General features: G+C 68.8%; 21 protein-coding genes and 1 pseudogene. 7 read left to right on the forward strand and 15 right to left on the reverse strand.

The genetic code is table 11. From position 1 onward, the window contains the following. Window positions 1-63: 63 nt before the first annotated feature. From ACWC21_RS04880 to ctaE, 7 genes are all read right to left on the reverse strand, one after another. Entirely contained in the window at window positions 64-234 is a 171-nt protein-coding gene (locus ACWC21_RS04880) for a hypothetical protein (RefSeq protein WP_450878177.1), read from the reverse strand. A gap of 27 nt (window positions 235-261) precedes the next feature. After that, complete coding sequence (locus ACWC21_RS04885) at window positions 262-618, reverse strand: PRC-barrel domain-containing protein (protein WP_450878178.1); 357 nt, start codon at window positions 616-618, stop codon at window positions 262-264. Window positions 619-734: 116 nt separating this feature from the next. Further along, window positions 735-1,799 carry an anthranilate phosphoribosyltransferase gene (gene trpD / locus ACWC21_RS04890; protein WP_450878180.1) on the reverse strand — a complete coding sequence of 355 codons (1,065 nt, stop codon included), beginning with the start codon at window positions 1,797-1,799 and terminating at the stop codon, window positions 735-737. Window positions 1,800-1,920: 121 nt separating this feature from the next. Continuing rightward, on the reverse strand, window positions 1,921-3,558 hold the full coding sequence (gene qcrB / locus ACWC21_RS04895; RefSeq protein ID WP_450878182.1) for a cytochrome bc1 complex cytochrome b subunit: 1,638 nt from the start codon (window positions 3,556-3,558) through the stop codon (window positions 1,921-1,923). Beyond that, window positions 3,555-4,613, reverse strand: coding sequence for a cytochrome bc1 complex Rieske iron-sulfur subunit (gene qcrA / locus ACWC21_RS04900; RefSeq protein WP_450878184.1), 1,059 nt, complete (start codon window positions 4,611-4,613; stop codon window positions 3,555-3,557). The genes qcrB and qcrA overlap by 4 nt, the downstream gene beginning before the upstream one ends. Beyond that, entirely contained in the window at window positions 4,610-5,422 is an 813-nt protein-coding gene (gene qcrC / locus ACWC21_RS04905; protein WP_450878186.1) for a cytochrome bc1 complex diheme cytochrome c subunit, read from the reverse strand. Before qcrC ends, qcrA begins: the two co-directional genes overlap by 4 nt. 64 nt (window positions 5,423-5,486) lie before the next feature. Continuing rightward, window positions 5,487-6,107, reverse strand: coding sequence for an aa3-type cytochrome oxidase subunit III (gene ctaE / locus ACWC21_RS04910; protein ID WP_450878187.1), 621 nt, complete (start codon window positions 6,105-6,107; stop codon window positions 5,487-5,489). A 198-nt stretch (window positions 6,108-6,305) separates the two neighbouring features. Between ctaE and ACWC21_RS04915 the strand changes: the two genes are divergently transcribed. Beyond that, entirely contained in the window at window positions 6,306-6,707 is a 402-nt protein-coding gene (locus ACWC21_RS04915; protein ID WP_450878189.1) for a hypothetical protein, read from the forward strand. A gap of 54 nt (window positions 6,708-6,761) precedes the next feature. Here ACWC21_RS04915 and ACWC21_RS04920 read toward each other — a convergent pair whose 3' ends face one another. The 4 genes from ACWC21_RS04920 to ctaC form a co-directional block, all read right to left on the reverse strand. Then, on the reverse strand, window positions 6,762-8,021 hold the full coding sequence (locus ACWC21_RS04920; protein ID WP_450878191.1) for an Ig-like domain-containing protein: 1,260 nt from the start codon (window positions 8,019-8,021) through the stop codon (window positions 6,762-6,764). Window positions 8,022-8,166: 145 nt separating this feature from the next. Next, entirely contained in the window at window positions 8,167-8,565 is a 399-nt protein-coding gene (locus tag ACWC21_RS04925) for a cytochrome c oxidase subunit 4 (protein WP_389140473.1), read from the reverse strand. After that, the gene (gene ctaD / locus ACWC21_RS04930; RefSeq protein ID WP_450878193.1) at window positions 8,562-10,298 is read right to left on the reverse strand and encodes an aa3-type cytochrome oxidase subunit I; all 1,737 of its coding nucleotides are present in this window, start codon (window positions 10,296-10,298) and stop codon (window positions 8,562-8,564) included. The genes ACWC21_RS04925 and ctaD overlap by 4 nt, the downstream gene beginning before the upstream one ends. Next, window positions 10,295-11,254, reverse strand: a complete 960-nt coding sequence (gene ctaC / locus ACWC21_RS04935) for an aa3-type cytochrome oxidase subunit II (protein ID WP_450878195.1) — start codon at window positions 11,252-11,254, stop codon at window positions 10,295-10,297. The genes ctaD and ctaC overlap by 4 nt, the downstream gene beginning before the upstream one ends. A gap of 315 nt (window positions 11,255-11,569) precedes the next feature. Here ctaC and ACWC21_RS04940 point away from each other — a divergent pair, with 315 nt between their 5' ends. Continuing rightward, complete coding sequence (locus ACWC21_RS04940; RefSeq protein WP_450878197.1) at window positions 11,570-12,949, forward strand: aminotransferase class V-fold PLP-dependent enzyme; 1,380 nt, start codon at window positions 11,570-11,572, stop codon at window positions 12,947-12,949. Window positions 12,950-12,954: 5 nt separating this feature from the next. Here ACWC21_RS04940 and ACWC21_RS04945 read toward each other — a convergent pair whose 3' ends face one another. After that, window positions 12,955-13,929, reverse strand: a complete 975-nt coding sequence (locus tag ACWC21_RS04945) for a carbohydrate kinase family protein (RefSeq protein ID WP_450878199.1) — start codon at window positions 13,927-13,929, stop codon at window positions 12,955-12,957. Between the two features lie 133 nt (window positions 13,930-14,062). Here ACWC21_RS04945 and ACWC21_RS04950 point away from each other — a divergent pair, with 133 nt between their 5' ends. Next, the gene (locus ACWC21_RS04950; protein WP_450878201.1) at window positions 14,063-14,272 is read left to right on the forward strand and encodes a hypothetical protein; all 210 of its coding nucleotides are present in this window, start codon (window positions 14,063-14,065) and stop codon (window positions 14,270-14,272) included. Window positions 14,273-14,373: 101 nt separating this feature from the next. Further along, window positions 14,374-16,203: a hypothetical protein gene (locus tag ACWC21_RS04955; protein WP_450878203.1), complete on the forward strand. Its 1,830-nt coding sequence runs from the start codon at window positions 14,374-14,376 to the stop codon at window positions 16,201-16,203. Window positions 16,204-16,297: 94 nt separating this feature from the next. Here the strand turns inward: ACWC21_RS04955 and erpA are convergent, their stop codons facing one another. Beyond that, entirely contained in the window at window positions 16,298-16,654 is a 357-nt protein-coding gene (erpA, locus tag ACWC21_RS04960; RefSeq protein WP_388788385.1) for an iron-sulfur cluster insertion protein ErpA, read from the reverse strand. Between the two features lie 252 nt (window positions 16,655-16,906). Here erpA and nadA point away from each other — a divergent pair, with 252 nt between their 5' ends. Further along, window positions 16,907-18,103 (forward strand): quinolinate synthase NadA, encoded by a 1,197-nt coding sequence (gene nadA / locus ACWC21_RS04965; RefSeq protein WP_450878206.1) that lies wholly within the window; start codon window positions 16,907-16,909, stop codon window positions 18,101-18,103. Between the two features lie 62 nt (window positions 18,104-18,165). Here nadA and ACWC21_RS04970 read toward each other — a convergent pair whose 3' ends face one another. Further along, window positions 18,166-18,810: a dihydrofolate reductase family protein gene (locus ACWC21_RS04970; RefSeq protein WP_450878208.1), complete on the reverse strand. Its 645-nt coding sequence runs from the start codon at window positions 18,808-18,810 to the stop codon at window positions 18,166-18,168. Between the two features lie 149 nt (window positions 18,811-18,959). After that, window positions 18,960-19,256 carry a hypothetical protein gene (locus ACWC21_RS04975; RefSeq protein WP_450878210.1) on the reverse strand — a complete coding sequence of 99 codons (297 nt, stop codon included), beginning with the start codon at window positions 19,254-19,256 and terminating at the stop codon, window positions 18,960-18,962. Between the two features lie 124 nt (window positions 19,257-19,380). Between ACWC21_RS04975 and ACWC21_RS04980 the strand changes: the two are divergent. Next, window positions 19,381-20,226, forward strand: a pseudogene (locus ACWC21_RS04980) (helix-turn-helix domain-containing protein). Beyond that, window positions 20,205-20,402: a DUF397 domain-containing protein gene (locus tag ACWC21_RS04985; protein WP_450878212.1), complete on the forward strand. Its 198-nt coding sequence runs from the start codon at window positions 20,205-20,207 to the stop codon at window positions 20,400-20,402. Before ACWC21_RS04980 ends, ACWC21_RS04985 begins: the two are co-directional and overlap by 22 nt. Window positions 20,403-20,409 lie beyond the last annotated feature (7 nt).

Consider the following 20,409-nt stretch of genomic DNA (forward strand, 5'->3'; position numbering starts at 1 on the left):
GTCACAGAAGTTACGTGGCTGATCACCGGCCCGCAACTCATGTCCGGATGGCGGACGGGAGTCTCACCGCACGACGTGGTGCCCGTGGTGCCGGGACCAGCGCACGCCGAACAGCACCAGGTCGGCCACCAGGATCACCGCACCGATGACCAGGAGGTAGAACAGCCCCTGTGCCGCCACGCCGATGAGCCCCAGGATGACGGCCACGAGGATCAGGAACAGGAAGAGCGCCATGGGTGACCGCCTCCTCCGACGGGCCGGTCAGCCGCGCGCCAGCCGGCGCCCGCGTTGGACATCGGCCTCGTAGGGCCTGTCGTAGTGTTCGTAGATCTCGTGCTCCCGCTCGACCGGCAGGACGTCGTCCATGCCGATGGACGGTGCCTTCTTCACCTGCCCCCTGGAGTGGGCCACCTTCACGTACCCGGGACCGAGGGTCGCCTCGTCGAGGGGGACGAAGACGAGCCGGTGCCGGGTCGGCAGTCCGGTGCGGACGGTGACCATGGCAGGAGTGTCGGTGGTGGTGTCCACGTAGACCGCTTCCAGGGCACCGATCTTGCGGCCCCTGGGATCGATCACGTCACGGTTGCGCCACTCGCGGATATCGGCTGAGTGGATCATGCCTCGCTCCTTGCGGCCCGTGTCCCCGGGCACCCCACGCCGAGACGGAGCAGCCGCGGGGCCACGTTTTCACAGTTTCACTCTACTCCCGCGGCTGCTCCCCGTCGGGGCAGTCCCTACGCGTTGCTCGCCGCCACCCAGCGGTCGAGGGTCCGCCTGGCCGCCCCGGAGTCGATCGACTCGGCCGCCTTGCGCATCCCGGCACGCAACTGCTCGGCCAGCGGTTCTCCCGTCGGGTCCAGGGCCACCAGCGCCGCCGCCGAGTTCAGCAGGACGGCGTCGCGGACGGGCCCGGTCTCGCCGTCGAGCAGACGCAGCGCCACCTCGGCGTTGTACGACGGGTCGCCGCCGCGCAGCGCCTCCACCGGCACCAGTTGGATGCCGACGTCCCGCGGGTCGAAGGTCTCCTCGGTGACCTTGCCGTCCCTGACCACCCAGACGTGGGAGGTGGAGGTCGTGGTCAGCTCGTCGAGGCCGTCGTCACCGCGGAAGACGAGGGAGGAGTTGCCGCGTCCGGCCAGGACGCCCGCGATCATCGGCGCCAGGCGGGGGTCCGCGACGCCGACCGCCTGCGCCTTCACCTTCGCCGGGTTGGTCAGCGGCCCGAGGGCGTTGAAGACCGTCCGGATGCCCAACTGGCCGCGTGTGGCGGCCACATGGCGCAGTGCCGGGTGGAACTTCACCGCGAAGCAGAAGGTGATGCCCGCCTCCTCCGCGACCTCGGCCACCCGCTGTGGCGTCAGGTCCAGGTTGACGCCCAGCTTCTCCAGGACGTCCGAGGAGCCCGACGCCGACGAGGCGGCCCGGTTGCCGTGCTTGACGACCTTCGCGCCGGTGCCGGCCACCACGAGCGCCGCCATCGTGGAGATGTTCACCGTCTTCGCGCCGTCGCCACCCGTGCCGACGATGTCGACCGTGCGGCCGGTCACCTCGATCACGTTGGCGTGCTCGTACATCGCCCGGACCACACCGGTGATCTCCTCGACGGTCTCGCCCTTGGCGCGCAGCGCCACCACGAAGCCGGCGATCTGCGCGTCGGTGGCCTCGCCGCGCATGATCTGGTCCATCGCCCAGGCCGTCGCGTCCGCGCTCTGGTCACGGCCGTACAGCAGGGCGTTCAGCACCTCGGGCCAGGAACGGCCCGCCGCGGTGTCGCCTCCAGCGGGGGTCACAGCGCTCATGAGCCGCTCCTGATGGTCGTAGCAGGGTGTGGCCCCACCCTATCCAGCCGTCGGGCATGGCGAAGGGCCCCGTCCGAACACCGGACGGGGCCCTTCGCGCGTGGCGTGGCGTGCGCAGCGATCAGTGGTGGCCGTGGCCGCTCGTGATCTCCTTGTACTCCTCGACGGTCGGCTTCGGGATCTGGTTGTCCTCGCCGTAGTAGGCGTTGCTGAGCTTGGCGCGCAGCTTCTCCGAACCCTTCACCTTCCGCTCGACACCGTTCTCGTCGACCGTCGGGCCGATCTCGGCCGGCACGTACTGGTTGTGGGCCGTGAGGGTGTGCAGCTGCTCCTGGCTGAGCGGCTCGTGGACCTCGATGAACTCACCGTGCGGCAGGCGCTTGATGATGCCGGTCTCCCGGCCGTGCAGCACCTTGTCGCGGTCGCGGCGCTGCAGACCGAGGCAGATCCGCTTGGTGACGATGAACGCGACGACCGGTCCGACGAAGAAGCCGATCCGGACGAACCAGGTGACGGCGTTGATCGACAGGTGGAAGTGCGTGGCCCACAGGTCGTTGCCGCCACCGACCAGACCGATCATGTACACCGTGACCCAGGCGACACCGAAGCCGGTGCGCGTAGGGGCGTTGCGCGGGCGGTCCAGGATGTGGTGCTCGCTCTTGTCGCCGGTGACCCAGGACTCGATGAACGGGTAGACCGCGATCGCCGCCAGCACCACACCGAAGAGGACCAGCGGGATGAACACGCCCAGGACGAGCGTGTGCCCCCAGAAGTTGATCTCCCAGCCCGGCATGTAGCGGACGAGACCCTCGGCGAAGCCCATGTACCAGTCGGGCTGGGCGCCGGTGGACACCTGGTCCGGGCGGTACGGGCCCATGGCCCAGATCGGGTTGATCTGGGCGACCGCCGCGATGGCCGCGATGATGCCGAAGACCAGGAAGAAGAAGCCTCCGGCCTTGGCCATGTAGACCGGCAGCAGCGGCATGCCGACGACGTTGTTGTTCGTCTTGCCGGGGCCCGCGAACTGCGTGTGCTTGTGGTAGAAGACCAGGATCAGGTGGCCCACGACCAGGCCGAGCATGATGCCCGGCAGCAGCAGGATGTGGATCGAGTAGAACCGGGCCACGAAGTCGTGGCCGGGGAACTCGCCGCCGAACAGGAAGAACGAGATGTACGTGCCGACGATCGGCATGGACAGGATCGCGCCCTCGGTGAAGCGCACACCCGTGCCGGACAGCAGGTCGTCCGGGAGCGAGTAACCGGTGAAGCCGGTGAACATGCCCAGGACGAACAGCAGGAAGCCGAACAGCCAGTTGATCTCACGCGGCTTGCGGAACGCGCCGGTGAAGAACACGCGCATCATGTGCACGAACATGCCGGCGAGGAAGATCAGCGCGGCCCAGTGGTGGATCTGCCGGATGAGCAGACCACCGCGCACGTCGAAGGAGATGTGCAGGGTCGAGCTGAACGCCTCGCTCATCAGCTGTCCCTGCAGCGGGACGTAACTGCCGTGGTACTCCACCTCGTTCATCGACGGGTGGAAGAACAGCGTCAGGTACACACCCGTGAGGATGATGATGATGAAGCTGTAGAGGCAGACCTCACCCAACATGAACGACCAGTGGTCGGGGAAGATCTTGCGCATGTTGGCCTTGGCCAGGGAGTAGATCCCGAGCCGGCCGTCGGCCCAGTCGGCGACGCGCTCGCCGGCCGGCGCCTTCCCGCGGGGGCGGGGCTGGTCGTTGGCTGCAGTACTCATCCGCGCTCCCAGAATGCAGGACCGACGGGCTCCTCGAAGTCGCCGAGCGCCTGGAGGTAACCGTCTCCGTTCACGCCGATGCGGAGCTGGGGCAGGGCGTGACCGGCGGGGCCGAAGATCACTCGGGCACCGTCGGAGAGGTCGAAGGTGGACTGGTGGCACGGGCACAGCACGTGGTGCGTCTGCTGCTCGTACAGGGAGATCGGGCAACCGACGTGGGTGCAGATCTTCGAGTACGCCACGATGCCCTCGTGCGACCACTCGAGCTCGCGCTTGTCCTTGATGTTGTCCGGCTGGAGCCGGATGATCATCAGGGCCGACTTGGCGATCTCGTTCTGGAAATCCTCCTGTGCCTCCTCCAGGCCGTCGGGCTTGGCGAAGGTGAGCGAGCCGACCTGCACGTCCTCGGGACGCAGCGGCTGGTTGGTGTTCATGTTGACCAGCAGCTTGCCCTTGGACCAGAGCGTGTGGCGGAGCTTGGTCTGGGGCAGCGGACCGAGGTCGCGCAGCAGGACGACGCCGGAGAGCGGCACCAGGGTGAGCGCGCCGAGCATCGTGTTGCGGATCAGCTTGCGGCGGCCGATCGCCGACTCCTTGGCGCCCAGCTTGAAGTCCGCGTGGACCTTCGCCCGGGTTTCGGGCGAGGCCTCGATCGGGTGGCGCTCGTCGGCGACCTCCACGTCGGACATCAGGGTGCGGGCCCAGTGGACCGCGCCCGCGCCGATGCAGAACAGCGCCGTGCCGAGGCACAGGCCCAGCGCGAAGTTGAGCGCGCTGATGTGCCCGATCGGGAACACGAAGATGTGCTTGTCGGCCGGGATCGTCACGTAGGACGCGATGAAGCCGATGGTGGCCAGCATCGAGACCGTGAACAGCAGGGCGACGACGCGCTCGGACCGCTTGGCGGCCCGCTCGTCGATGTCCTGGATCCGGTGCTCGTGCGGGGGCAGCCCGGGGTCGGCGAACGGGTTCTGCTCGTCCGCGACGCCTACGGCGCCGTGCGTGGTGTCCTGCGCTGCGGGCAGGTTCTCTTCTGGAATGTCTTGGCTACTCATGACTTCTTGGCCTTTGCGGTCCGAGCGGCGACCCAGACGGCGACTGCGACAAGCACACCGAGACCGAAGATCCACGCGAACAGGCCCTCGCTGACCGGCCCGAGGCCGCCCAGCTCCAGACCGCCGGGGTTCACCGTCTCATCGCCGTTGACCTCGTGCAGGTACGCGATGATGTCCTTCTTGTTCTTCTCCGTCAGCGTCGTGTCGGGGAAGGACGGCATGTTCTGCGGGCCGGTCTGCATGGCCTCGTAGATGTGCTTCGGGTCGACGCCCTCCAGGGACGGGGCGTACTTGCCCTTGGTGAGCGCACCACCCTTGCCGGTGAAGTTGTGGCACTGCGCGCAGTTGGTGCGGAACAGCTCGCCGCCCTTGGCGATGTCCCCGTCGGCCGGGTCGTACTGCGCCTTGGTCGGGACGTTCGGACCGGCACCCAGCGAGGAGATGTACGCCGCGAGCTGGTCGATCTGGGCCTGGGTGTAGATGTTCTTCTTCTTCTGGACCTGCGCGCCCTGCGAGGTGGCGGCCGGCATACGGCCGGTGCCGACCTGGAAGTCGACGGCCGCGGCGCCCACGCCCACGAGGCTCGGCCCGTCCGAGGAGCCCTGGCCACCGGTGCCGTGGCAGCTGGCGCAACCGACCTCGTAGAGCTTCTTGCCCTCTTCGATGGTCAGGGACTGGGAGGATTCATCGGCCTGCGCCTTGCTCGCAGGCGCGAACGCGGCGTACAGCCCCCCAGTGGCCGCCAGCGCGAGGAGTAGGACGACGACTGCCGCCAGCGGATGGCGTCGTCGTGCGGAGAGCTTTTTCACGGATTACCCCGGTGTCAGGATCTTCTGCGTCGATGCTGCGGTGATGTTCGGGAGCGGTCCCCGGCTACTTGATCAGGTAGATCGTGGCGAAGAGGCCGATCCAGACGACATCGACGAAGTGCCAGTAGTAGGACACGACGATCGCCGCGGTCGCCTGCTCGTGCGTGAACCTCTTCGCCGCGTAGGTGCGGCCGAGGACCAGCAGGAACGCGATCAGACCTCCCGTCACGTGCATGCCGTGGAAGCCGGTGGTCAGGTAGAACACCGAACCGTACGGGTCGGAGGAGAGCGAGAGCCCGTCCTTCTTCACCAGCTCGGTGTACTCGAAGATCTGACCGCCGATGAAGATCGCGCCCATCACGAACGTGACGATGAACCAGCCCCGGAGCTTCTTCACGTCACCGCGCTCGGCGGCGAAGACGCCGAGCTGGCAGGTGAGGGAGGAGAGCACCAGGATCGTGGTGTTCGTCGCCGAGAACGGAAGGTTCAGGCTGGAGGCCATCTCCTTCCAGTGCGCGGGACCCGTCACCGATCGCAGGGTGAAGTACATCGCGAAGAGGGCCGCGAAGAACATCAGCTCGGAACTCAGCCAGATGATGGTTCCGACGCTGGTGAGGTTCGGCCGGTTGACCGACGGGTGCGCGTGCCCGGTTTCTACTGTCGTTGCTGTCGCCACGACCGACATTATGTCGGTCGCTTATCCCGCCCTCACCCCCGGGGGTGCCGTTCGGAGTGTTCGCAGCCCGGGCAGGGGACGGACGGCTCGCCGAACGGTTCTCGCGAGTCCTGTCCGGCCCGGTGTTGACAGGGTGTGCAAGGGGGTAGCATCCGCCGCATCGGTCCTGTTCGTACGACGGTGTACGCCCTGTGTATCGGAGGAACTATGCAGCCGACCGCCACGGTGCTGGTCTACAGCGACGACTCGGGCACCCGCGAACAGGTGCGGCTCGCCACCGGACGCAGGCCGGCTCCGGACGCGCCCGTGGTGGAGTTCGTGGAGTGCGCGACCCCCGGCGCCGTCCTGCGGGAGCTGGACAGGGGCGGGATCGACGTCTGCGTCCTGGACGGCGAGGCCGTGCCCATGGGGGGCATGGGGATGTGCCGGCAGATCAAGGACGAGATCTTCAACTGCCCTCCGGTGCTGCTGCTGATCGGGCGGCCCCAGGACGCCTGGCTGGCCACCTGGAGCCGGGCCGACGCGGCCGTGACCCTGCCGGTGGACCCGGTGGAGTTCGCCGCCGCCCTGGCCTCCCTGCTGCAGAAGAAGCGGCTGCTGAGCGCGTAGCAGCCCGGGGCGCGGGTTCCCCGCGCCCCTTGCCGCTCTCACCCGGCCGCGCTGCTACACGGCCGCCGGCTGGAGTCGCGGAGCCTCCTGGGGCTCCGCGGCGTCCGGCGCGCCGTTCGCCAGCGCGCTGCCGGTCCGCCACTTGTTCCAGTCGACGTTCCAGTCGCCGAAGCCGTTGCCGAACGGTTCCATCGGGTCGCCGTTGGAGTTGACGACCTTGACGATGTCACCCTGATGGATGGTGTCGAAGAACCATTCGGCGTTCGACGTGCTCATGCCGGTGCAGCCGTGGCTGACGTTCGCGGAGCCCTGGGAGCCGACGGACCAGGGGGCGGCGTGCACGTACTCGCCGGACCAGGTGACGCGGGTCGCGTAGTAGACCGGCAGGTCGTAGGAGTCGGAGCTGCCCTCCGCGATGCCGACGGTGGTGCCGCGCATGCGTACGTACTGCTGCTTCTCCAGGACGACCTTGACCCCGTTGCGGGTCTCGAAGCCGGGCTTTCCGGTGGTGACGGGGATCTCGTTGATCACCGCTCCGTTCTTGTAGACGGTCATCTGGTGCGACGACGCGTCCGTGACCGCTTCGATCCGGTCGCCGGTGGCGATCTTCAGGGGTTTGGCGGTGCCGCCCCAGAGGCGGTCGCCGATCCTTACGCCGTCCAGGTTGCTGTGCACCTGGATGGTGGCGTGCGCGGGCCAGTACTCCCTGGGGCGGTAGTGCAGTTCCTTGCCGTCCACCCAGTACCAGGAGCCGACCACGGCCGGGTAGGAGTCGACCCGGAGGGCGCGCTCGACGACGGCCCGCTGGGCCTTGTCCTTGATCTCCTGGTTCAGCTTCGCCGTGATGGGCTGGCCGACGCCGAACGTGCCCGAGCCGGGCCCGAAGGTGACGCCCAGACGCTTGGTGATCTTCGCCTTGCTGGTGTCGAAGGTGACGGTGCGGCGGCCGGGGGCCCCGTCCTCGTCCTCCGTGCTGACCCGCACCGTGTAGTGGGCGTTGGCGGCCAGCGGGGCCGTGCTGTGCCAGCGGCTGCCGTCGGCGGCGAGCTCGCCCGCCACGTAGCGTCCCGTGGCGTCCACGGCGGTGACGTCCGTGATGCGCCCGTCGCCCTGTGCGGTGACCTCGATGGGCTTGTCCGGGTCGGCCTTCTTACCGTCGCCGGTGAGGCCGCTGAAGGAGATCTGGTCCGCCGCGTCGTACGGCTCGTCCGCCAGGGGGCTGCCATGTGATCCGCAGGCGGAGACGCCCGCGCCGAGGGCGGCCACCAGCAGGGCGCAGCTGATGACGGTGCGGGTGTGCGCAGAGGTGCTCATGAGCTCACGCTAAGGAGCCGCGTCAGCCCCGGCGCGCTGAGTGACCCCTACGGGTGAAGGGCCGTACGGCAAAGGGGGGAGCCCGGACCTCCTGACGGAGTGTCCGGGCTCCCGGTGCGCTCGGCGCTGCTACAGCATGTACGTACTACTGGGTGCGGTTCTCACCGCGGTAGTACTCGAACACCCAGCCGAACAGGCCGACGAGGATGATCGGTGCCGCGAAGTAGATCAGCCACCAGCCGACCGCGACACCGAGGAAGGCGATCGCGCCACCGGTGCCGAGGGCGAGCGGCTGCCAGCTGTGCGGGCTGAAGAAGCCCAGCTCGCCGGCGTCGTCCGCGACATCGGCCTCCTTGTTGTCCTGGGCACCCGCGTCGACCCGCTGAGCGGTGAAGCTCAGGTAGAAGCCGATCATGATGCTCAGGCCGAAGGCCAGGAAGAGCGCCGTGGTGCCGGCCGGCTCCTTCGACCACACGCCGTACACGACGGCCATGATCAGGATGAAGAAGCTCAGCCAGATGAACATCCGGCCCTGGATCTTCACTTGCCGGCCTCCTTGCTGCCCGCGATGGCGCTGCCACTGCCGTGACCGGCGTGCTCGAGCTGCTCAAGAGCGGCGATCTCGGGGTGGTGCAGGTCGAACGCCGGGGATTCGCTGCGGATCCGCGGCAGGGTGAGGAAGTTGTGCCGCGGCGGCGGGCAGGAGGTCGCCCACTCGAGCGAGCGGCCGTAGCCCCACGGGTCGTCCACGCCGACCGGCTTGCCGTACTTGGCCGTCTTCCACACGTTGTAGAGGAACGGCAGGATCGACAGGCCGAGCACGAAGGAGCTGATGGTCGACACCGTGTTCAGGGCGGTGAACCCGTCGGCGGCCAGGTAGTCCGCGTAACGGCGCGGCATGCCCTCGGCACCCAGCCAGTGCTGGACCAGGAAGGTGCCGTGGAAGCCGACGAACAGCGTCCAGAAGGTGATCTTGCCGAGGCGCTCGTCCAGCATCTTGCCGGTGAACTTCGGCCACCAGAAGTGGAAGCCGGAGAACATCGCGAACACGACGGTGCCGAAGACGACGTAGTGGAAGTGCGCCACCACGAAGTACGAGTCCGAGACGTGGAAGTCCATCGGCGGCGAGGCCAGGATGACACCGGTCAGGCCACCGAACGTGAAGGTGATCAGGAAGCCGGTCGCCCAGAGCATCGGGGTCTCGAAACTCAGCGAGCCCTTCCACATGGTGCCGATCCAGTTGAAGAACTTCACACCGGTCGGGACCGCGATCAGGAAGGTCATGAAGGAGAAGAACGGCAGCAGCACACCACCGGTGACGTACATGTGGTGCGCCCACACCGTCACGGACAGACCGGCGATCGAGATGGTCGCGGCGATCAGGCCCATGTAGCCGAACATCGGCTTGCGGGAGAAGACCGGGATGACCTCGGAGATGATGCCGAAGAACGGTAGCGCGATGATGTACACCTCTGGATGGCCGAAGAACCAGAAGAGGTGTTGCCACAGGAGTGATCCGCCGTTGGCGGCGTCGAAGACATGGGCGCCGAACTTGCGGTCGGCCTCCAGGGCGAACAGCGCGGCGGCCAGGACCGGGAAGGCCAGCAGGACCAGGACACCGGTCAGCAGCACGTTCCAGGTGAAGATCGGCATGCGGAACATGGTCATGCCCGGGGCGCGCATGCAGATGATCGTGGTGATGAAGTTGACCGAGCCGAGGATCGTGCCGAAGCCGGAGAAGGCCAGACCCATGATCCACATGTCGGCGCCGACACCGGGGCTGCGGATGGCGTCCGACAGCGGCGCGTAGGCGAACCAGCCGAAGTCGGCCGCACCCTGCGGGGTGAGGAAGCCGGCCACCGCGATCAGCGAGCCGAACAGGTACAGCCAGTAGGCGAACATGTTCAGCCGGGGGAAGGCCACGTCCGGAGCGCCGATCTGCAGCGGCATGATCCAGTTCGTGAAGCCGGCGAACAGCGGCGTCGCGAACATCAGCAGCATGATCGTGCCGTGCATCGTGAACGCCTGGTTGAACTGCTCGTTCGACATGATCTGCAGGCCCGGACGGGCCAGCTCGGCACGCATGAGCAGTGCCATCACGCCGCCGATCAGGAAGAAGGCGAACGACGTGACGAGGTAGAGCGTCCCGATCGTCTTGTGGTCGGTGGTCGTCAGCCACTTCACCACGACGTTGCCGGGCTGCTTGCGCCTGACCGGCAGCTCGTTCTCGTAAGAGTCGGCCGCCGCGGCACCCTGGGGTTCGTTGAGGATGCTCACAGGTTGTTCGTCTCCCGGTTCTTCTCGTGGCTCGTCTGGGCGATGCCGGCGGGAATGTAACCGGTCTGCCCCTTCTTGACGAGATCCTTGAGGTGCTTCTCGTACGCGTCCGGGGAGACGACCTTCACGTTGAACAGCATCCGGGAGTGGTCGACGCCGCAGAGTTCGGCGCACTTGCCCCTGAAGGTGCCGTACGCGTTGGGAGTCACCTGGAAGGCGTTGGTGTGACCCGGGATGACGTCCTGCTTCATCAGGAACGGCAGCACCCAGAAGGAGTGGATGACGTCACGCGAGGTCAGGACGAAGCGGACCGTCTTGCCCTTGGGCAGCCACAGCGTCGGACCCGGGTTGTGGGTCTCCGGGTTCTTCGTGCCCGGCGTACCGACGTCGTAGACACCGCCGGCGTTCGCCGGGAAGGCCTTCTTGTACCGGTCCGGGATCGCGTTCAGCTGCGGGTCGGTCTTCGCGTCACCGGTGGAACCGGGCACGTTCTCGATGTAGTTGAAGCCCCAGCTCCACTGGAAACCGACGACGTTGATCGTGACGTCGGGCTTCTTGGAGAGATCCAGGAGCTTCGACTCGTCCCGGGCCGTGAAGTAGAAGAGGACCGAGATGATGATGATCGGGACCACCGTGTACAGCGCCTCGATGGGCATGTTGTACCGGGTCTGCGGAGGTACCTCGACCTTGGTGCGGCTGCGCCGGTGGAACATGGCGCTCCACAGGATCAGGCCCCACACCAGCACGCCGACGGCGAGCGCGGCAGCCCAGGAGCCCTGCCACAGGGAGAGGATCCGCGGAGCCTCTTCCGTGGTCGGGGTGGGCATACCAAGGCGGGGGAAGTCCTTGTATGTGCAACCGGTCGCGGTCGCCAGGACCAGGCCCGCGGTCATTGCCTGCAGCAGCTTCCGCCGCATCGGGCGCCGCGGCGAGCGGTCGGAGCCGTTGGGACTCACGTAGCGCCTTCCCGAGAGTCTCGCCCGCGCTGTTGGCTGCGGCCTTCTCGCTGGTCCGGTCGCCGCCCTGCGTCGGGCAGGGGTTTGATGTTTATGCGGACCAAACCCTACTGGACGCCTCCCGGCGGGTTGCGGGGAGGGGTGCCGTACGCGCCGCGGGTCGGGCCGATGGGGTGGGTTCAGCGGGGCTGGGCCTGGATTGGGCGCCCATTAGCACGGGGTGCTGGGGTGTGTGGGCGGGTGCAGGACCCGTTGTGGCTTGTCGCGCAGTTCCCCGCGCCCCTGTAATCGGCGGCCGGGTTCTAACGTTGCCGTGTGGTCTACTTCGACGCTGCTTCCAGTGCTCCTCTGCATCCCGTTGCCCGGCAGGCCCTGGTGGCCGCGCTCGACGAGGGGTGGGCCGATCCTGCTCGGCTCTATCGGGAGGGGCGGCGGGCTCGGATGCTGCTGGATGCCGCGCGGGAGGCGGCCGCTGAGGCTGTGGGGTGTCGGGTTGACGAACTGGTGTTCACCTCCTCCGGAACCCGGGCCGTGCACGGCGGGATCGCGGGGGCGCTGGCGGGACGGCGACGGGTCGGGCGCCACCTGATCGTGTCATCCGTCGAACACTCCTCGGTCCTGCATTCGGCGGAGGCGTTCGAGGCGGACGGCGGGACCGTGACACGGGTACCGGTGGGGCGTACGGGGGCGGTGACCGCGGAAGCCTACGAGGCCGCTCTGCGGCCCGGCACCGCGCTCGCCTGTCTGCAGTCGGCCAACCACGAGGTCGGGACCGTGCAGCCGGTGGCCGAGGTGGCCGAGGTGTGCCGGGCGGCGGGCGTGCCGCTGCTGGTGGACGCGGCGCAGTCGCTGGGCTGGGGGCGGGTCGAGGGCGACTGGTCGCTGCTGACGGCCAGCGCCCACAAGTGGGGCGGGCCGTCCGGGGTCGGGCTGCTGGTGGTGCGCAAGGGGGTGCGGTTCGCGCCGCGGGGCCCGGTGGACGAACGGGAGTCGGGGCGGGCGTCCGGCTTCGAGAACATCCCCGCGATCGTGGCCGCGGCCGCCTCCCTGCGGGCGGTGCGGGCGGAGGCCGAGCGTGAGGCGGTACGGCTGCGGGAGCTGACGCGGCGGATCCGCGAGCGGGTGGCGGGGTCGGTGGCGGACGTGGAGGTGGTGGGCGATCCGGAGCGGCGGCTGCCCGGCGTCGTCACGTTCTCGTGTCTCTATGTCGACGGGGAGACACTGCTTCACGAACTGGACCGGAGCGGTTTCTCCGTCTCCTCCGGGTCGTCCTGCACCAGCAGCACGCTGACGCCCAGTCATGTACTGAAGGCGATGGGGGTGCTGAGCGAGGGCAACGTGCGGGTGTCGCTGCCGCCGGGGACGGCCGAGGAGGACGTGGAGAGGTTCCTGTCGACGCTGCCGGACCTGGTGGCGGGGGTGCGGGAGAAGTTCGGTGCCCCGGTGCCCGCGGCGGCGGCCGTACGGCCGGACGAGGTGGTCGTCGACTCGCTGGGCAAGCGCTGCCCGATCCCGGTCATCGAGCTGGCGAAGGTCATCGGGGACGTGCCGGTGGGCGGCACGGTCCGGGTCCTCTCCGACGACGAGGCGGCCCGGCTGGACATTCCGGCGTGGTGCGAGATGCGCGGGCAGGAGTACGTCGGTGAGGAGCCGGCGGACCACGGTTCGGCGTACGTGGTCCGCCGTGTCGCGTGACCGGGCTAGGCGAGGTGCCGCTGGACCTCGGCGGCGGCCTCGTGACCGTAGGCCTTGGTGAAGCGGTCCATGAAGTGGGCGCGGCGCAGCTGGTACTCCTGGGTGCCGACCGTCTCGATGACCAGGGTGGCGAGCATGCAGCCGACCTGGGCGGCCCGCTCCGGGGTGACGCCCCAGGCCAGGCCGGAGAGGAAGCCGGCGCGGAAGGCGTCGCCGACACCGGTGGGGTCGGCCTTGCGCTCCTCCTCCGGGCAGCCGACCTCGACAGGGTCCTCACCCTCCTGCTCGATGCGGACGCCACGTGAGCCCAGGGTGGTGACCCGCTTGCCGACCTTGCCGAGGATCTCCTCGTCGGTCCAGCCCGTCTTGGACTCGATGAGGCCCTTCTCGTACTCGTTCGAGAACAGGTACGTCGCACCGTCCAGCAGTATCCGGATCTCCTCGCCGTCCATGCGGGCGATCTGCTGGGAGAAGTCGGCGGCGAACGGGATGCCGCGCGAGCGGCACTCCTCGGTGTGGCGGAGCATCGCCTCCGGGTCGTCGGCGCCGATCAGGACCAGGTCCAGGCCGCCGACGCGGTCGGCGACGGTCTTCAGCTCGATCAGCCGGGCCTCGCTCATGGCACCGGTGTAGAAGGAGCCGATCTGGTTGTGGTCGGTGTCCGTGGTGCACACGAAGCGGGCGGTGTGCAGCGTCTCGGAGATGCGGACCGACTCGGTGTCCACGCCGTGCCGTTCCAGCCAGGCCCGGTACTCGTCGAAGTCGAAGCCCGCGGCGCCCACCAGGACGGGGCGCGTGCCGAGCTGGCCCATGCCGAAGGCGATGTTCGCGCCGACGCCGCCGCGGCGGACGTCGAGGTTGTCGACCAGGAAGGAGAGGGAGACCGTGTGCAGCTGGTCCGCGACCAGCTGGTCGGCGAAGCGGCCGGGGAAGGTCATGAGATGGTCGGTGGCGATGGAGCCGGTGACTGCGATGCGCACGGCGAGGACTCTCCTGCTGGACGGGAGGGCAACTGACACTTCACGCTACCCGGTCGGGGCCCGGCTCAGGAGCGGGAAAACTACCCGGAAGTAGATCTTTATTCGCCGACCCCGGCGTGCCTACGGTGCCGTCATGACGAACATCAAGGTCCACGCGCCCGCTCCGGCCGAGTTCGACGGCGGTCTGGCGGTGCTGCGGGGTGACTGCGCCCGGATGGCCCCGCACTGGGCGGTACCGGACCGGGACTCGTCCGTTCCGGTGCCCCCGTCGCTGATCCACGGCGTGACGGTTCCCGTGGCCTCCGCGCGGCTGCTGGACGCCATGTCGGACTACGGCGACTGATTCGTCCGGTCCGGCCCAGGGAACCGCTCGCTCGTCCGCCGCGTCTCATCGCCGTCCCCCGAGGAGGGGATGCGGGATACGACCCAGCAAGGAGCGATGCGGTGAACACCGAGCGACCCGACAACGACGACGCGGCCGCGCACACCGCCGGGGAAGCCTCGGCGGAGCGGCCGGCTCCGGAGCCCGCCCCCGAGGCGGAGACCGCGTCCGGGGCCACGGCGGGGGCCGAACCCGAGCGGGAAGCGACGTCCGAGCCGGAGTCCGCACCCGGGCCCGAACCGGAGGCCGCCTCCGAGGCGGACCCCGAGCCCGCACCGCAAGCCGCCGCCCAGCCCGAGCCCGAGCCCGCGCCGGACCGCGCGTCGGAGGCCGCCGGCGCGCCGCAGGCCGTCTCCGATGCTCAGGCCACCGCTGAGCAGCCGGAAGCGGCCTCGCAGGCGCCCGTCGAGGAGGTTCCGCGGGAGCACGGCGCGGAGTCCGACGACGACCGGTCCGCTCGCCGCCGCTCCCCCCTGGTCGCCGCCGCCGTCGCCGCCGCCGTGCTGCTCGTCGGTGGCGGCGGGGCGTACCTGACGGCCACCGCGAACGGGACGTCGAACAGCGGTACGGGTTCCGCGTCCTCCGGCGGCACTCCCCCGCCGCTCGCGCTGGACGGCGGTTCGAACGGCCAAGGCATCGCACCCGGTGAGCCCAACCCCTACGGCGCCACCTACAAGGCCGAGGGCACGCTGCCCGGCGGCCCCGGCTCCGCGCCGGTGTACCGGGCGGGCGGCGAGGTCGCCAAGGACGACGTGGCCCGGCTCGCGAAGGCGCTGGGCCTGGCCGGCGCGCCGGTGGCCGAGGGTCGGATCTGGCGGGTGGGCTCCGCGAAGGACGGGTCGGGGGCGGTCCTGCAGGTCGCCGAGGAGGCGCCGGGCAACTGGACGTACAGCCGGTACGCGCCCGGCACCGACAACTGCAGGAAGGTCATCGTCTGCGCTCCAGACCCCGCCGACCCGGCCGTCGGCCAGGTGAGCGAGGCGGCCGCGAAGAAGGCGGCCGCACCGGTGCTGAAGGCGCTGGGCCAGGAGACCGCCAAGGTGGACGCGAGCCAGGTCATGGGTGCCCGGCGGGTGGTGAACGCCGACCCGGTGGTGGGCGGGCTGCCCACCTACGGGTGGACGACCGGCCTGACCGTCGGCGAGCAGGGCCGGGTGGTGGGCGGCCACGGTGAGCTGATGACGCCGGTGAAGGGGGACACGTACCCCGTCCTGGGCGCGAAGAAGACGCTGGACCTGATGAACGCGACGCCTGGGAACGGAAGCGGGAGCGGGAACGACCACCGGATGGGCATCGGCGGTTGCGCCAGCCCCGTCCCGCAGAAGGACCGGCTGGAGCAGCCCTGCGGCACCTCACCGTCGGGGCCGGGCACGGCCGGGCCGGCGCCGGCCCGGGAGACGGTCATCGTCCGGAAGGCGGTGTTCGGGCTGGCCGCGCACGTCGTCGACGGCCGGCCGGCGCTGGTGCCGTCGTGGCTGTTCCAGGTGCGGGGTGCGGCGGACGGCTACACGGTGACGTATCCGGCCGTCGACCCGAAGTACCTGGCGTCGCCGAGCACACCGCCGGGCGGCACCCCGCAGACCCCGTCGGCGTCGCCGTCCGAGCGGCCGGTGAAGGTCACGGGCTACAGCACCACGGGCAACAGCCTGACCGTGGCGTTCGAGGGCGGGGTGTGCGCCGACTACAAGGCCTCCGCGGCCGAGGACTCCGGCAAGGTGACCGTCACGGTGACCGAGACGCCGTGGAAGGGCAAGGTCTGCATCCTGATCGCCAAGGTCTACCACCGGACCGTGCACCTGGACCAGCCGCTCGGCGACCGGAAGGTGGTCGGCTCGGACGGCCGGCAGGTCCCCCAGGAGCGGCCGGGCGCACGCCTGCCGAAGACGTCGTAGGCCCGGAGGACGCGAGCCGGCGGACACGCGAAGGCGGCGGCCCCTCAGGAGGGGGCCGCCGCCTTCATGTCGTGCGCGTCGTGCGGCGCTCGGCTCAGCTGAAGGAGTCGCCGCAGGCGCAGGAGCCCGTCGCGTTCGGGTTGTCGATCGTGAAGCCCTGCTTCTCGATGGTGTCCACGAAGTCGATGGTGGCACCGCCGAGGTACGGCGCGCTCATGCGGTCGGTGACGACCTTGACGCCGTCGAAGTCCTTCTCGACGTCACCGTCGAGCGAGCGCTCGTCGAAGAAGAGCTGGTAACGCAGGCCGGAGCAGCCGCCGGGCTGGACGGCGACGCGGAGGGCGAGGTCGTCACGGCCTTCCTGGTCGAGCAGGGCCTTGACCTTCGCCGCGGCGGCGTCGGTCAGGACGATGCCGTCGGTGACGGTGCTGGTCTCGTCCGATACGGACATCTACATCTCTCCCGGGTTGTACGGAGACTGCTTGCCGACGGTTGCAACCGGCGGGGCCGCGGATTCATTCCGGGCCGAGCTGTTTGTCTTGTCGTTCCCTCCTCATGCTCGCACATGCGGTTGGAAGCGGAAAACGCCTCACCGGGATTCACGTCACATCGACGCGATGACCATCGTCAAAGTGACGTGAAGCGGGTTATGATAGATAACGTCAATTCGACGAAAAGTGGAAAAGTAGAAAGGGTGCGTGTCGTGACCACCGCCCAAACCCCGGAGCTCGACGTACAGCCGTCGCCGCTCGCCCTGCTGCTGCTCGGCCGTGAGGCCGACCCGAAGAGCGAGCGGGGCGTCGACTGCCCCGGCGACCTGCCCTCGCCGTCCGACCCCGACCTGGTCGAGCGTGCCCGCGCGGCCAAGGAGAAGCTCGGCGACAAGGTCTTCGTGCTCGGCCACCACTACCAGCGCGACGAGGTCATCCAGTTCGCGGACGTCACGGGCGACTCCTTCAAGCTGGCCCGGGACGCGGCCGCGCGCCCGGAGGCCGAGTACATCGTCTTCTGCGGTGTGCACTTCATGGCCGAGTCCGCGGACATCCTGACGTCCGACGCCCAGAAGGTCGTCCTGCCCGACCTCGCCGCCGGCTGCTCCATGGCCGACATGGCGACCGCCGAGCAGGTCGCGGAGTGCTGGGACGTGCTCACGGAGGCCGGCGTCGCCGAGCAGGTCGTGCCCGTCTCGTACATGAACTCCTCCGCGGACATCAAGGCGTTCACCGGCAAGCACGGCGGCACCATCTGCACGTCGTCGAACGCCAAGCGCGCCCTGGACTGGGCCTTCGAGCAGGGGGAGCCCTCGGCAACAAAGGTTCTCTTCCTCCCCGACCAGCACCTCGGCCGGAACACCGCCGTCCGCGACATGGGCATGTCCCTGGACGACTGCGTGGTCTACAACCCGCACAAGCCGAACGGCGGCCTGACCGCGGACGAGCTGCGCGCCGCCAGGATGATCCTGTGGCGCGGCCACTGCTCGGTCCACGGCCGCTTCAGCCTCGACTCGGTCAACGACGTCCGCGCCCGCATCCCCGGCGTCAACGTCCTGGTCCACCCCGAGTGCAGGCACGAGGTCGTCGCCGCCGCGGACTACGTCGGCTCGACGGAGTACATCATCAAGGCCCTGGAGGCCGCCCCGGCCGGCTCCAAGTGGGCCATCGGTACGGAGCTCAACCTGGTCCGCCGCCTGGCGAACCGTTTCGCTCCGGAGGGCAAGGAGATCGTCTTCCTCGACAAGACGGTCTGCTTCTGCTCCACCATGAACCGCATCGACCTCCCCCACCTGGTCTGGGCCCTGGAGTCCCTCGCCGAGGGCAACCTCGTCAACCGCATCCAGGTCGACAAGGAGACCGAGGCCTTCGCGAAGCTGGCGCTGGAGCGGATGCTGGCGCTGCCGTAACCGCTTGCACCTCGTGAATGATGCCCCTTCTCGTATGGAAGGGGCATCTTTCCGCACGTGCGTCACCTTCGCCAGAACAGGTGGTGCGTCACCCCGCTCGGGCTGGGCACGACCTCCAGGTGGAACCGGTCGAGCAGTTCATCGGGAGACTGCCACAGTCGTAGTCCGGACCCGAGCTTCACCGGCGAGACCGCCACATGCATGGTGTCGACCAGGCCTGCATCAAGGAACTGCCGGATGCTGGTGACCCCGCCGCCGAGTCGGACGTCCTTCCCCTGCGCCGCTTCCCGCGCCCGTTCCAGGACCGTGGACGGGTCGCCGTCGACGAAGTGGAAGGTGGTGTCGGAGAGCGTGAACGACGGACGCGTGTGGTGGGTCATGACGAACACCGGAGTGCGGAACGGGGGCTCCTCCCCCCACCAGCCGCGCCACTCATGGTCCTGCCAGGGCCCGCGCTGGGGCCCGAACTTGTTGCGGCCCATGATCTCGGCGCCGATGTTGCGTGCGAAGTCTCGCGTGAAGTAGTCATCGAGGCCCTGGCTGCCGCCGGGGTCCGTGCGCATGGGCCAGCTCGCCGTGGCTCCGGCCCAGGCGAACAGCCTCTCGGGATGGTCGAGGCCGAACGGCCGCTCGAGACTCTGGTGCTCACCGGCGCCGATTCCGTCGCTCGAGAGGTTGAAGTTCATGACTCTCAGCAATTGATCCATGTCTGCCCTCGTCAGGTCCCGTCGCGTCATCGTGTGGCGAGGCGCCGCACATCATGACGTCGAACGGGATCTGGTCGGATCGACAGTGGCCCGCAACTTTTCCCGAGGCGCATCAGCAAACAGCCATTACCCAGACCGCGCCATGACCGTCAGCGCTCCGGCAGCCGGGCGCCCCGGCACTCCGCGATCCCCAGGGCGTCCTGCAGCGCTTCGGCAAGCCGCACCCCGGCGAAGCGCAACTCCCGCGCCTCGGCGTTCGCTTCGGCGAGCAACGGCTTGGCCTTCCGCAGCACGGTCTCGGCCGAGGCGAGCAACTGGGCCTCCAGTTCGTCGGCCATCACCGAGAGGCGGCTACCTGGGTCGTCGGAACTGAGGTAGCAAGGCCCGCCTTCCGGCGTGGTCCAGGGCAGCAACCGCAGCGGTTTGCCGTATCCGTCCCGCATCATCGCGTCGATTCCTCCATGATTACCGTGTGCTTCACCATGGTCACTCTGCGGTGCGGCATCTCGACAGTGACTCATCGTCCCAGCGTTGAGAACGGGACGAACAACAACAGGAAAGGCGCGACTCATGACCTTCCGGCCCCAGGCCCTGACCCCGTACCTGTCCGCCCGCCACTACTTCGGCGCCGAACAACGCCGCCACCGCGAGGTCGCGGGCCTGTCTCTCGTCCAGCTCGCCGGCATCGTGAACTCCAGCAAGAGCACGCTCGCCCGGATCGAGACGGCGGAGTTGATGCCGCCCCCGGACCTGCCGGACCGGCTGGACGCCGCGTTCGGCTCGGACAGGCACTTCCACGGGCTGTACCAACTGGCCAAGCGGGAGGCGCACCCGGACCAGTACCGGCGCTTCATGGACTCCGAGGCGCAGGCGTAGGTCATCGAGACCTTCGTTGCACAAGCCGTCCCAGGGCTGTTGCAGACCAAGGAGTACGCCCACGCACAGCTCAGCCTCCGGGAAGAACTGACGCCGGAACAGGTGGAGCAGCGTGTCAACGCGCGCCTGTCCCGGCAAGACAGGCTGCGCTCGGCCGAACCGCCCTTGCGGTGGGCGATCATCGACGAAGCCGTCCTCCGGCGACCGGTCGGCAGCAGAGAATGCATGCACAATCAACTGGCCCGGCTGCTCGAACAGGTGGATACTCCGGACAGCAAGGTCCAGGTGATGCCTTTCAGCGCTGGTGCTCACTACGTGTTGGGCGGCACATTGACCCTGCTGACCCTTCCCAACAGCTCCACCGTGGCCTACGAAGAGGGCGTCGAGGTCGGCCACCTCCACGAGGATCGGGACTCGGCGAAGAAGTGGCGGCGGCGTTACGAAGTGCTTCGCGCCAACGCCCTTCCACCGGCCGCCTCGGCGGAGCTGATCCGACAGGCGATGGAGGACTACCAGCCATGCGACACACCCCCGAGCTGAACTCCGCCCGGTGGCGCCGGAGCAGTTACAGCAACGCCAACGGGGGTGATTGCGTCGAGATCACCGACGACTTCCCCGGCATCGTCCCCGTCCGCGACAGCAAGGCCCCCCACGGCCCCGTACTCGTCGTCCCAGCCCCCGCCTGGGACGCGTTCGTGAGCGCCCTCAAGCGATAAGGACCCG

Source organism: Streptomyces sp. NPDC001348 (assembly GCF_053597535.1).